Below are 13,864 nucleotides of genomic sequence, written 5' to 3'. Positions count from 1 at the left end.
AAGGTTCTCCCTTATTGTTGCCGGTCTTAGAAAGTGGTACTGTTAATTAGGAACTTTGTGGAACTTTTATCACTCGATCGCGTCTAATACTTAATGGCGCTAAAGTGGTCGGGTGATAGGGAATAGAGGTGATGGAGTGAAGACCAAAAAGGAACAGGATCTACTGGTTGAAATTAGGGACTTGAAAAAGATATATCGGATAGGAAAAGAAAAGGTAAGGGCGCTTAACGGTCTTGACCTTGATATCCATAGAGGTGAGATACTGGTGATACTCGGAACGTCAGGATCGGGTAAATCCACATTTTTAAACATGATCGCGGGGCTTGAAAAACCTACAAAGGGCACCGTTAAGATCATGGGGCACGACATCAGCGCGATGAGCGAGAAAAAGCTTGCGAAATTCAGACAAAAGCATGTCGGATTTATCTTTCAGAGCTACAATCTGCTTCCGACACTCACAGCCCTTGAGAACGTCAGCTTACCGCTCACGTTCAGAAACACCAAAAAGACGGTTCGGGAAAAGGAAGCGGCCCACCTTCTCAAGTCGGTGGGACTAGGAACACATATCATGCATAAACCCACCCAGATGAGCGGTGGACAACAGCAGAGGGTTGGTATAGCAAGAGCGTTTGCGGGGTCTCCTGATATCATATTCGCGGACGAGCCGACAGGCAACCTGGATTCAAAGACATCGGTCAATGTCATGGGACTGATGATCGAGATGGCAAGAAAGCGAAATCAGACGCTGATCATGGTCACCCATGACAATGAAGTTGCACGATTCGGCGATCGGGTGGTTTATATTTTAGATGGTGTTATCGAAAAGATAGAGTGTAAAGAAGGGGATGTAAGAAGATATGAACATGAAATACATACGCAATAGTTTTGGAATCGTTTTGGTGTTGCTGCTGCTGTTCACCTTGACGCATGGCGCGACAAATTATACGATCACGGGCAGCCGGGTCACACATCCGGACAGCAGCATACGTGAAGGAGAGTCGTTCACACTTTCGATGACATTCAATGAGCTCAATCCCTTTGGAGATCTGACACTAGTGAATACCAGTACAAGCAGCTTTGTTCTCGACAACAGGGCCACTGCGGTGAGCGTTTCTGACATCAACAACGGTACGACAATCTCTATCGCGCTTGAGTACCTGGGTAGCGGCAATACTTTTTCCTTTAATCTAATTGAAGATGCCACAGGAAATACGGTGTATTCGGATTCGATCTTCATAAGCGAAACCAAGGAAACGGACAATACGCCATCAGTTCCGACGGATACATCGAAGTATCAGCCGAATATCACGCTCGAAAACGGTACGGTGCTCGGTTCTTTTGAAACGGGCAAACTGCACACGATAGCGGTCAAGGTAAAAAACGACTCGACACATTCTGCTAAGAACATTACTGCGACAATCGGAAAGGGGTCCGACGCGCTGCCTATCGTGATGGAGGGCGCGACGATCAAGGATACCTTATCCATGCTCGCAATGAACAAATCGGATACGCTGGATTTCAAGTTCCATATCAATCCCGCCGCAGCTCCAAAAACCTATGACTTGGTGCTGAACATCACCTATGAGAACGCCTACGGTGATGACTTCGTCGTAGCGGTTCCGGTGTATATCAGTGTTGTGAACAACGAGCTCGAACCGATCGTGGGCGTCACGTCTGCAGAACTTGACGGTGGCTTTGTGGGCAGCGAAACTGCGAAAAAGCTGACGCTGACCGTAAAAAACGGTGGAACTCTTAAAGCTCAAAAAATCATCGTTCAACTGACTGGAATGGATGCTGAGGGAATAAGACTTAGCAATGATCTCGACACGAAGGCGGTAGGAAACTTAGCACAGAACATGACCGGATCGGCCACCTTCAATGTGATCGCTTCACCTACTGCTGTCGGAGTTCAGAGCCTGAGTGCGAAAATCACCTATTTTGACGAGATGGGCGGAAGTTACGAGAGAACGGCCCCCGTCTATATCGAGACAGCTAGCGGCAAGGCATCTACAAAGAATATCGAAATGAGCTTTGATAACCAGAGGTATACCTTCACCGGTTCAGAATCCAAGCTAATTTCTGTGACGCTGAAAAACAATGCCCAGCAAGTGAAAAAAGACCTGAAGTTGTCCCTATCAAGCGATGCAAGCCTTCGCTTCCTATCGCCTTATGTTCAGATGGTGGACTCCTTGAACCCTGGTGAAGCCGTGACGCTTGAATTTGAGACAATGCTCGGAACGGGCGTGCAGGCGAATACGTATCCGCTTTACGCGGCGCTGACAAGCGCGGGCGGCAGCGAAGGGGATCAAAGAATCCAGGTTGCGGGCGTTCAGGTGCTAGGAGAGCAGACTGGAAGCAAGCCCAAAATAATCATCGACAGTTATGATTACGGATCGGACAGCATACTTGCCGGCCAGACATATGATCTGACCATACGGTTTAAAAATACAAGCACCAGCATGGGAATAAGAAATGCAAAGGTGACTTTCGCCGCTGAAGACGGGGTGTTTATTCCTGTGGACGCTGCGAACTCCTTCTTCATAGAAAGAATCGGCGCAGGTGAGGTCGTCGAGAAGACATTGACGCTCAAGACAAAGGCCGACGCCAATGTGAAGATGTACGGTGTCGACTTTAAAGTGGAATATGAAGATCAAAACGGAAACTCCTATGATGAAAAGGATAATCCCTATGTCGCTGAAGAAAGGATTTCTGTAAATGTAAAACAAGAAGTCCGACTTGAAGTGGCAGATATCTTTCTTCCTTTCGAGACCTTTGTAGGGATGCCTATCCAAGTGGATGCAGAGTTCTACAACATGGGAAAATCGACCATGTACAACATGATGGTCAAATTGGAGGGGAACTTCCAAGCCCAGGACAGCAATTATTTTGTAGGTAATTTTGAGCCAGGTAGAAGCGACTACTTCAGCGGCACCATGTTTCCTGCTGATGCGGGCAACCTAGAAGGAAGACTCGTGTTCGTATTCGAGGACGAGACAGGTGTCAAACAAGAGATCGAAAAAACGATTCAACTTGTGGTTATGGAACAGCAAGGCTTTGAAGGCGGTGAAGGAGAGTACCCGGGCGGCGAGTTTGGAGATGGGGGCTTTGACGGCGGATTAAACGGCGGCTTCGGTGATGGAGGCGACGAGGTAAAGGAGCCATTCACACTCCCTATCTGGGCCATGGTGATCATTGCGGTCGTCGTGATAGCTTTGATCGCGTTTGGATTGAGACTACGCAAGAAAAAAAGACTGGCATCGCTTTTGGAGGATGAGGATGAAAACGAATGATCTGACTGGAATGGGGCTTAGGAACCTTTGGCGTCGTAAAACACGTACAATTCTGACAGTGCTTGGTGTTGTGATTGGTTCGAGCGCGATTCTCCTTATGATTTCATTAGGTCTTGGTCAAGAAAGAGCGTTTCAAAAATCACTTGAGATGTTCGGCAATATCCGAATCATCGAAGTGGACAACTACGGAAGCTGGGATTCTGACGGTAAAACGGAAACACCCAAGCTAAACGCTGATACGGTCGAGATGATCAAGCAGATCGAAGGCGTACAGAGCGTTCTGTCCTCTTATGGAACTTATGTGCAGCTCAAAGCTGGAAAATACGAAGGTGGAGCCCAATTGATGGGCGTGAATCTTGACGACCTTGAGGCGTTTCAGTTTAAGCTTGGCGAGGGCGAACTGCCTAAACCGACGGATAAGAACGCCTTGATCGTAGGTGCTAGTTTTGCAGAAATGTTCTATGATCCCCGTTCAAGAGAATGGCAACCCGCGGACTTTGATCCGCTCATCACTCCCATCAAGGGCTTTGTCGGTGGTGAATATGACCAGAACGGCAATAAGAAACGGGCGATGACCTTTAAGGTATCCGGTATGCTCGAGCCTTCAGGGAACAACGACTATACCGTGTTCATGGACCAGGCTGCGCTTTTAAAGCTGATTGAAGATGAGGAAAGAAAAAATCCCAACGGCAACGGCGGCGGCAAGAAAAAAAACGAAGAACGCGAATACGAACGGGTGCAGGTGCTTTGCGAAACAATCGACGATGTCGAGGTGATTCATCAGACCCTCAAGGACATGGGGCTTGGCGCTTACAGTCCCATCGAATATGTAAAATACGAAAAGCAGAAAATGCAGACGCAGCAGATGGTGCTTGGAGGTATCGGTGCCGTGTCGCTCCTTATCGCTGCCATCGGTATCACCAATACGATGATCATGGCGATTTATGAACGCACGAAAGAAATCGGTGTCATGAAGGTGCTTGGGGCTGAAGTCAAGGATATCATGAAACTCTTCCTGTTCGAAGCAGCCATCATCGGCCTTTTAGGCGGGCTTGTCGGTATCGGAATCAGCCTGATCGGATCGGATGTGATCAACGCTGTGAATGCGAGCATGCAGGCGGACATGATGGGTAACTTCGACTATTACGGTGAACTCCCGGAAATTCAGGATATCTCCTATATTCCCATGTGGCTGATCGGCTCCTCTTTGTTGTTTTCCACTTTCATCGGTGTTGTCTCAGGCTTTCTGCCTGCTGTCAGAGCTACGAAACTGAGCGCGCTTGAAGCGATCAGAAACGAATAACGCATTTAGCGATCAAATTCAAAAAGCCCTGGAACATGTAAATGTTCCAGGTTTTTTTTGAGCAACCGGCAACCACCTTGCTTTGTAAAGTTAAAAGTTGAGTTTCATTTTAATCTGAGGGTATGAATAAAATGAAGAGTAAGGAGGTGCGATATGATGATGATCGTGGCTTTAGCGGCCGGTGTTTCAATAGTCGAGTATTTTTCGGGAATAAGCTATCTCTTGTTTGTCGCCAGATTCAATCGGCTTGATTACTTGCAGCATATGACAGAACGGATGCTTAGCAAGGGACATTATAAATTGGCGAAGATGTATGTGAACTTCGCGCGACTAGACAAGCAGACCGTGCCTCTGTTTCAATATCTGCACGGACTTGTGCTGTACAGGCTGAAGGCCTATCATGATGCGAAAAACGTCTTTGAGAAAGCCAAGGAAATTGAACCGTTTTTTGATGAGATCGACAATATCATCGGGGACAACTATATTCAGCTTAAGGATTACAACCATGCCAAACCGTATTTGGACCATTTTCTGCTCTTACACCCGGAGAATATCTATGCGAGGATCAATCTGGCCATCGCCGAATACAGAACAGACCATCATGAGGCTTCGCTTCGGATGCTTGATCAGGTTTTGGATTTGGATGAGAACAACCTGCTTGCCCTTAAACTAAAGGGTAGCGTCCAGATGCGTCTTAAGAAATACGAGCAGGCCTTATCTACTTTCCAATATTACCAGACCCTCGGTGGACAGGACAATGGAGTACATTTTAACATCATGAGACTGCTCAAGTGGCTTGAAAGAAACGAGGAACGTGCAAGTTATGCGGAGGAACTTCTCTTTGGTGGCATGGACAACGCGTCTGTCTACACCCATTACGGCGACGCACTATGCAGAACAGGACGGTTTCAAAAGGGTGCCGAGATGCTCACAGTCGCTGTAAGGATCGACGAACATCAGGCGGAAGCCCACTACTTGCTTGCAAAGCTTATGGCGGTGACCCATCATAAGACCGAAGCGCTTGAACATCTGGAAAGTGCCATTAAAGACAATCCTAGTTATGTCATCAAGGCCAAGTATGACGAGGATTTCAATAACTTAAGGTTTTTCAGAAAATTTTATAGACTCACAGAGGAGGTTCGCGCATGAAAAAAATCGTTGAGATTCATCCTGCATATCCTGTACGAGAAGGAGCTGGCGTAAAGGTGTTTCGTATCATCGGAAATCCTTATGTGGATTCAGTGGATCCAGTGCCCTTGTTCGATGAGTTCAGAAGCACCAATCCAGAAGATTACATCAAGGGATTTCCAACCCATCCGCATCGAGGAATCCAGACGATAACCTATATGAAAAAAGGAAGAATCGCACACAAGGATTCGAAAGGGAATTCGGGTGTGATAGGAGCGAATGCCGTTCAGTGGATGACAGCGGGAAGAGGCATACTACATTCTGAAATGCCAGAGCAGTCACAGGAGGGAATCTGGGGCTATCAGCTTTGGCTGTCGCTACTTAAAAAGGATAAGATGGTTGAACCCATGTATGACCAGGTCGAACCGGAAGACCTTCCTCTTATCGGCCATGGTGGAATCACGGTGAGAGTGATCGCAGGAGAATTTGAAGGGCGGCATGGTCCCGACCACGGATACTTTGACGGACTATTATTTGATATCATGGCAGAGCACGAAGAGGTGATGACCGTACCGATCACAAAAGGCGGAAGACACTTCTTCTATGTATACGACGGCGGAATGTCCGTATGCGGCCAATGGGTGGATCCGAAGCATCTTGTGGTCGTGGAGGCGGATGAACCCATTCACATAAAACTGAGCAGTGATGGCGGCTGCATTTATTTTAGCGGCCCACCGACGCTTGAACCGATGGTAAAAGGCGGACCTTTTGTGATGAACTCCAAAGAGGAAATCGCAAAAGCCTTTGATGACTATAAGAAAGGTTTAATTGGTGAATGAAATGATTGTACATGAACATAAGAGCGATTTGTCCTTCGAGCACACCCTTGAAGTGATTAAAAAGCATCTGCCGGATATCGGTTTTGGAATACTATTCGAACTTGAGTTTCATGAGGTGCTCAAAAGCAAGGGGTATCCGATCGACACAAGGGCGACGCTTCTTGAAATCTGCAAACCCGCGCTTGCACAGGGCGTAATCGGAAAAGATACCTGGTATGCGTATACGCTGCCATGCAAAGTTGTCGTAAGAGAAGAGAAGGGCGACGTGTTTGCAGGCTTTCTATCCCCTAAGGACGACATGACAGCAAGAGGTGGAAGTGAAGTCGCAGTCGTAGCTGAAACGGTGGAGAAGGCTCTAAGAAGCTTGCTTCAGAATACAAAAACAATACTTTAGGGATTATTACAGGTGAATGTGGTATAATAATGACCGGATCAACTCAGCACAGGGGGGACTTTTTAAAAGTCGCTCTCTTTGTGTTGTTAAGAATAAATGACGTAAAAAGGTCGGGTGAAGGATGTACATTATTGTTGGATTAGGAAACCCAGGTAGTAAATACAGTGGGACAAGGCATAATATCGGATTTGAAGCGATCGATTATTTGGCTCAGAAGCATCACATTCAGGTAAAAAAGCATAAACACAAGGCGCTTATCGGAGAAGGTACGATCGGCAGTGAAAAAGTCGTGCTGGTAAAACCGCAGACCTATATGAACTTAAGCGGAGAATCCGTGGTGGGTCTACTTCACTTCTACAAAGTACCGCTCGAAAATCTGATCGTAGTGTACGATGATATCGACCTGGATCCTGGAAAGGTCAGAATCAGACCCAAGGGAAGCGCTGGAACGCACAACGGGATGAGAAACATCATCTTCTTACTTAAGCAGGACGGTTTTCCCCGCATAAGAATCGGCGTCGGAAAATCCGCTGTGATTCCACTGGAGAAGTTTGTCTTATCCGGTTTTAAGAAAGACGAGATACCGCTTATGGAAGAAGCGGTGATACGAAGTGTGGAAGCGATTGAAACCTGGGTCAAGGACGACCTGAACCTGGCGATGAATCGCTACAACGGTTAGGTGTGGTTATGTTCAAACATTTTTTCAAAAATTCGGTCGAATTCAATACGTTAACAGAAAACATCCGCAGTGGAGTTACTCCTACTGCGGTTTTCGGCGTTACAGAAAGTGCCTTTCTCTTTAATGTGATCGCACTTGTAAAAGAACACAGAAGAGCGGTCGTCGTTCTTGAAAACGAAAGTGATGTCCTAAAGGCAAAAGAGGTTCTGGAGCCTTTTATCGAAACGATCCACACACTGCCGAGATTGGAACTGACCTTTTTCGACACCTATTCCCACTCCCATCAAATCGAGTATGAAAGACTCGAATCCATCTATGCGCTTCTTGAGGATGAAGACGCGCTGATTCTAACGACAGCAGATGCGATGCTGCATCCGATGGTTTCTGACAAGCTGTACAAGACGAGTCCCTTTTCACTGGAAATGGGAGATGAGATGGAGCTTGAGGAACTGATCAGAGAACTGGTATCCTTCGGATTCGACCGCGTGGATGTGGTCGAGTCAAAAGGGCAGTTCTGCGTGCGTGGTGGGATTGTCGATGTTTACCTTCCCAGGTACTCCCATCCCCATCGGATCGAGTTTTTCGGCGATGAAATCGATAGCGTACGAGCATTTGAAATAGACACGCAAATATCGACAGGGAATGTCGATAAGGTAGTGGTCAGACCCTGCAGAGAAGGTCTTTTGAGCACTAGGGAAAGGACTTCGGCTGTAGAGAGGGTCAAAAAACTTGCCTCAGGATGCAAGGTGCCTGAACAGAAAAGCAGGTATGAACTCATTGTCGAACAGCTGGAATCGGGGACTCACTTTGATGAGTGGTTCAAACTGATTCCAGTCATGTTGAAGACCCCCTTTTCCATCTTCGACTATATCGATGACACCTTGCTGATCACGTGGAGCTTCAACCGACTTTCAGACCGTGTAAAGGGAAAATACGAGGACTGGGAAGACCGGTTTAAGAGCCACCTTGAACGAGGCGAAGTCGTCGGTGAACAGGGAAACCTGCTGCTGCCTTTCAGCGAATGGCTCAACGGCTGTCAAATCAGCAGGCTTGTTACATTCACAGGACTTAAAACACCCGTAGGGCATCTCAAGCTTCAGTCGATCATCGATTATCACTTTAGAGAGGCTGCGGTGTACCATCAGCAGCTGGAGCTTGCGGCTAAAGATATCAAGGTCTGGATCGCCAAGCATTACAGGATCTGGATCATGGTCGAAGGCGCCGAAAAGGCGCAGGGTATCTTAAGATGGCTGTCCGACCAGGGTCTGGAGGGTGTTGAAAACAAAGACGACATACAAGAGGATGACCAAAGAGTCAGAATCATCGATAAAGGTTTTACTTCGGGTTTTTCGATAGACACCTTCAAGCAAATTGTACTGACTGAGTATGAGCTTTACGGCGGAAAACAACTAAAACGAAGAAAACCCATTAAGAATGCAAGGGCGATCAAAGCCTTTTCGGAACTTGAAATCAGTGACTTCGTAGTTCATGAAGCCCATGGTATAGGCCAGTATCAAGGGGTGTTCCAGCTTAAAGTCGACGGACAAAAAAAGGACTTTCTGAAGATCACCTATAAGGGTGACGACGTCCTTTATGTGCCTGTCGAAAAGATGAACACGCTTCAAAAATATCTGGGCAATGAAATCAAGCATGTCAGAATGAGCAAGCTTGGATCGAACGAATGGAAGCAGACGAAGCAGAAGGTCAAAAAGGCGATCGAGGATATGACAGACGACCTGATCGCGCTGTATGCCGAAAGGGACAGTCGAAAGGGTTATGCGTTTGCAGGCGACAGCGAATGGCAAATGCAGTTCGAGGACAGTTTCCCCTATCAGGAAACCAACGACCAGCTCAAATGCATCATCGAGATCAAAAAGGACATGGAAAAACCAAAACCCATGGACCGTCTTCTGTGCGGTGATGTGGGATATGGAAAGACAGAAGTTGCGATGCGTGCGATCTTTAAGGCGGTCAACGACTCGAAACAGGTTGCTATTTTAGTCCCGACAACGATCTTGGCGCAGCAGCATTTCAATACGATGATCCACCGATTTTCAAAGTATCCTGTAAAAATCGGAGTTTTAAGCCGTTTCAGAAGTAAACGGGAACAGGAAGAGGTCATTGAAGGACTGCGCACAGGTGTCTACGATGTTGTCGTCGGAACCCATAGGTTACTTTCTAAGGATGTGAAGTACAAGGACCTTGGCTTACTTGTCATCGATGAGGAGCAACGGTTCGGCGTCAAACATAAGGAAAAAATCAAGTTGATCCGGTCCACAGTCGATGTGCTGTCGCTTTCGGCGACTCCCATACCCAGAACCCTTCACATGAGCCTTGTGGGAATAAGAGATATGAGTCTTATTGAAGATCCGCCTGAAGACCGGTATCCGATACAGACGTATGTGCTCGATTATCAGGAGGGAGCCCTTAGGGAGGCGATCCTGAGGGAGATGGACCGCGGTGGCCAGGTCTACTTTGTGCACAACCGGGTGAACGACATTGATGATGTCACTTCGTCGCTGATCAGGCTGGTTCCAGAAGCCAGAATCGCCTATGCCCACGGACAGATGAACGAACATGTGCTGGAAAAACTGATGCTCGATTTCATGAACCATGAGTTCGACGTGCTTGTGAGCACCACGATCATCGAAACGGGTCTTGACATCAGCAATGTGAACACCATCATCATCAACCGCGCGGACCATCTAGGTCTTTCCCAGCTTTATCAGCTAAGAGGCCGTGTCGGCAGGAGCAACAGGCTTGCCTATGCCTATTTGACCTATGATAAGCAGAAGGTCTTGTCTGAAGTCGCTGAAAAACGGTTGAAGGCGATAAAGGAGTTCACGGATTTGGGGTCGGGCTTTAAAATCGCGATGAGGGACCTAGAGCTCAGGGGAGCCGGGAACCTGTTGGGATCGCAGCAGCATGGGCACTTGGCATCCATCGGGTACGAGCTTTACTGCAAGCTCCTTGAAGAGGCGGTCAGCAAAGTGAAAGGCGAAAAGGTGGAGGAATCGATCGACACCTCTGTCGAAGTACCGTGTGAAGCCTATATTCCAAAATTCTATATCACCGATTCGAGGTTCAAAATCGATCTTTATAAAAAAATATCTTCCATCAGACACAAGGAGGATAAGGAGAATATTGAAGATGAGCTGTTTGACCTATATGGTAAAATTCCGACTTCTGTGATGAATCTCATCCTTGTCGGATACATCCGCAGTATGGCGATGCTGCTGGGCTTTGAAAAAGTGGCTCAAAAGGAAAGATTTGTAGAATTAGTTTACAGTCAGAATACAAAAGTCAATCCGCAGTTGATTTCTATTGTGCTTGATGCGTATAATGATAAGGAACTGAAATTTGTCGGTGCAGAAATACCGCGCTTTGATATCGGACTTATCAAGATAAAAGACGATCCTACAAAAGTCTTAAATAGGACAGTTCAAATACTTGAAACATTTATAGATGCTTTAGATGAGATTAAAGCACAAAACGCACAGTCATAGGAGAGGAAAATGAAACGTTCAGTAGCAGTAGTATTAATTTTGGTCTTTGTTCTAATGATGGCAGGATGCAGTCAGGACAAGGCAAATGATGTAAATGCGACAAATAAGGATGAGGTAGGAAATATCTTAGCTGTAGTCGATGGTGAAGAAATCACACTAGAGGCTTTTGAAAAAACTTACGCGATCGTCAAAAGAAACTACATTGAAATTTACGGTGAAGACGCACTTTCACAAGAATATAACGGAAAAGCGCTTGGCGAACTGATCAAAGTTGAAATTATGAACAATATGATTTTAGACGTACTTAAATACGAGTATGTGAAGTCACTTGACCAGGCGATCGAAGTCGCTGAAATTGAAGACGCCTATCAGAAATACTACGATGCTGAAATGAAAGACAACGTAGAACAAGCTGCGTTTTATAAAGAGAACGGTATCGACGAGGCGTTTATCAAGTCTCAGATCGAGAGTTCACTATATGCATCTAGATTTGTTGAAATCCTAGAGGCGTCTGTCAACGAGACAGACAGCATCGATGATGAAACCTTTGAGGCGATGGTTGCAAGAGTGAGCGCAAGACACATATTGGTGGCTACGCTTGAAGAAGCTGATGCGGTGATCGCAAGAATCAAATCTGGAGAAGCCTTTGAAGTGATCGCTGCTGAAGTTTCGACAGATACAGGAAGCGGAGCGCTTGGTGGTGATCTTGGATTCTTTATGCGTGGAGAGATGGTTCCTGCATTTGAAGATGCGGCATTCGAGCTTGAGGTCGGTGTTGTTTCAGAACCTGTTGAAAGCCAGTTCGGATTCCACATCATCAAAGTCGACAATCGTCAGACAATCGCCGACATGAGAGCGAACGAAGTGAGCGAAGAAGAAATCAACGCGATCCGTCAAAATCTGATGGAGGCTAAAATTGAAGCGGCATACCACGAGAAGGTTGCTGAACTGATGGAAGCTGCGACCATTGAAAGACATGATGAATTAATCGGGCAGTAATCGGATCAGTTGTTTGGGAGTCAGGTGTGAAAACACTTGGCTCTTTACTTTTTAGTAGACCTTTCTTTCAATATCGAATTGGTGTATTATTGTATGTACTGTGGAACTTAATTTCGATAGAGTATAAAATGAGGAAAATCATGAGTCAAAAAAATAAATCATTCGTAAATGCGGCGCTGATTTTTGGTGTTGCAGGTATCATCGTAAAAATTCTCGGTGCTTTCTACAAGGTGCCGCTTGGCAACATATTGGGTGAAGAAGGATCCAGCTACGTGGCGTCTGTCTATCCATACTACAATTGGCTGCTTGTCGTTTCATCGGCCGGTTTTCCGGCGGCGATCGCAAAACTGGTTTCTGAACATGAAGCCAGAGGAGAGATCATTGAAGCTGAGAAGCTGTTTGGACTCATGAGGCGTGTGATGACGCTTATCGGTCTTAGCACAATGACGATACTCTTCTTCCTGGCTCCTGTGCTTACCTCGGTTTCGGGCAATGAAAGAGCGGTCTATTCGATGCAGGCGATTGCGATCGCACTGTTTTTCGTGTCTTATATGTCCTCTTATCGTGGGTATTTCCAGGGGCATCACAACCTTACGCCATTTGGACTTTCTCAAATCATCGAACAGATAGGACGGGTTGCTACAGGTCTTGTGCTTGCGATCGTGCTGATTCCGTACGGTGCTGAGTTTGCAGCTGCCGGAGCGACCTTCGCTGCCACGTTCGGTGCCATCTTGGGAACCATCCTGCTGTTTTTCTATTATCGCAACTTTAGAAAAAAGAACAATATTCCTAAAGTGAAAGCCGGTAGATTAAGAGACAACAAAGCGGTGATAAAGCGGGTGATCTTCCTTGCGATTCCAATAACGATAGGTGCTTCTGTAATGCCTCTTGTCAACATGATAGACACCTTTATCATCATCAATAGGCTGCAGGACATCGGGTATGGTGAAACTGCCAAGTCATTCTATAGTTATCACGCCTTCTATGCAGCATCCCTTGTCAACTTCCCTCAGATCCTGTTTACTGCGATTCAGGTGAGCCTATTGCCGGCGGTGTCCGCACTAAAGGCTGTCAATGACAGAATAGGTCTTGAGAATACGGTGAAAACCGGAATGAAGGTGGCGCTTCTGCTTGGTGTTCCATCGGCGATCGGTCTATTTGTACTCTCAGGACCTATCCTAAGCCTCTTATGGCCGAACCTTGACGGTGTGGTGCAGTTTGCTCCAAACGTGCTGAAGGTGGTGAGCCTGAGTCTGATAGCCTTATCCTTGTTCCAAGCGACGACTGGTATCCTGCAAGGTATAGGTAAACAACATGCCCCTGCGAGGAATCTGATGATCGGTGCGGCCTTTAAGATTGTCGCGTGTTATGTTCTTGTAGGGATTCCTTCAATCAATATTCTAGGAGCCGGATTGTCTACGATTCTCGCCTTCTCTGTAGCTGTGGTTTTGAATGTCATGGCTGTATTTAAGGAAATCAAACCGAAATTCTCTATCACCCATACCATCGCAAAGCCTGTTATCGCATCGATTGTCATGGGTGTGGCGGTGCATTTCGGTTATATACTTCTAATAGTAAAATTTGGAAATGTCACTTCTACAGCACTGAGCGTTGTCGCAGGTGTCGTGGTTTATGGAGTGATGTTGTTCGTCATAAAAGCGTTGGATGCGGATGACCTGGCATTTTTACCAGGTAAGCGCATTTTGAAAAAGCTCGTCAGATAGGA

At 46.5% G+C, this 13,864-nt stretch carries 10 protein-coding genes; all 10 read left to right on the top strand.

Going from position 1 to position 13,864, the window contains the following annotated elements; genetic code table 11:
* Nucleotides 1-136: 136 nt before the first annotated feature.
* Nucleotides 137-883 carry an ABC transporter ATP-binding protein gene (locus DWB64_RS04210; RefSeq protein ID WP_129486950.1) on the top strand — a complete coding sequence of 249 codons (747 nt, stop codon included), beginning with the start codon at nucleotides 137-139 and terminating at the stop codon, nucleotides 881-883.
* Entirely contained in the window at nucleotides 864-3,290 is a 2,427-nt protein-coding gene (locus tag DWB64_RS04205; RefSeq protein ID WP_129486949.1) for a COG1361 S-layer family protein, read from the top strand. The genes DWB64_RS04210 and DWB64_RS04205 overlap by 20 nt, the downstream gene beginning before the upstream one ends.
* The gene (locus DWB64_RS04200; protein WP_164980227.1) at nucleotides 3,277-4,593 is read left to right on the top strand and encodes an ABC transporter permease; all 1,317 of its coding nucleotides are present in this window, start codon (nucleotides 3,277-3,279) and stop codon (nucleotides 4,591-4,593) included. The genes DWB64_RS04205 and DWB64_RS04200 overlap by 14 nt, the downstream gene beginning before the upstream one ends.
* Nucleotides 4,594-4,746: 153 nt before the next feature.
* Complete coding sequence (locus DWB64_RS04195; protein ID WP_129486947.1) at nucleotides 4,747-5,742, top strand: tetratricopeptide repeat protein; 996 nt, start codon at nucleotides 4,747-4,749, stop codon at nucleotides 5,740-5,742.
* Nucleotides 5,739-6,560, top strand: a complete 822-nt coding sequence (locus DWB64_RS04190; protein ID WP_129486946.1) for a pirin family protein — start codon at nucleotides 5,739-5,741, stop codon at nucleotides 6,558-6,560. Before DWB64_RS04195 ends, DWB64_RS04190 begins: the two co-directional genes overlap by 4 nt.
* 1 nt (nucleotide 6,561) lies before the next feature.
* Entirely contained in the window at nucleotides 6,562-6,954 is a 393-nt protein-coding gene (locus tag DWB64_RS04185; RefSeq protein ID WP_129486945.1) for a DUF302 domain-containing protein, read from the top strand.
* A 121-nt stretch (nucleotides 6,955-7,075) separates the two neighbouring features.
* Nucleotides 7,076-7,633, top strand: coding sequence for an aminoacyl-tRNA hydrolase (gene pth / locus DWB64_RS04180; RefSeq protein ID WP_129486944.1), 558 nt, complete (start codon nucleotides 7,076-7,078; stop codon nucleotides 7,631-7,633).
* A gap of 8 nt (nucleotides 7,634-7,641) precedes the next feature.
* On the top strand, nucleotides 7,642-11,139 hold the full coding sequence (mfd, locus tag DWB64_RS04175) for a transcription-repair coupling factor (RefSeq protein WP_129486943.1): 3,498 nt from the start codon (nucleotides 7,642-7,644) through the stop codon (nucleotides 11,137-11,139).
* Between the two features lie 9 nt (nucleotides 11,140-11,148).
* Nucleotides 11,149-12,138: a peptidylprolyl isomerase gene (locus tag DWB64_RS04170; protein WP_129486942.1), complete on the top strand. Its 990-nt coding sequence runs from the start codon at nucleotides 11,149-11,151 to the stop codon at nucleotides 12,136-12,138.
* A 140-nt stretch (nucleotides 12,139-12,278) separates the two neighbouring features.
* Entirely contained in the window at nucleotides 12,279-13,862 is a 1,584-nt protein-coding gene (locus DWB64_RS04165) for a polysaccharide biosynthesis protein (RefSeq protein WP_164980226.1), read from the top strand.
* Nucleotides 13,863-13,864 lie beyond the last annotated feature (2 nt).

This window comes from Fusibacter sp. A1 (assembly GCF_004125825.1).
Lineage (GTDB): Bacteria > Bacillota > Clostridia > Peptostreptococcales > Acidaminobacteraceae > QQWI01.
The sequence above is the reverse complement of the archived record's forward strand: the minus strand, read 5'-3'. Positions and strand labels throughout refer to the sequence as shown.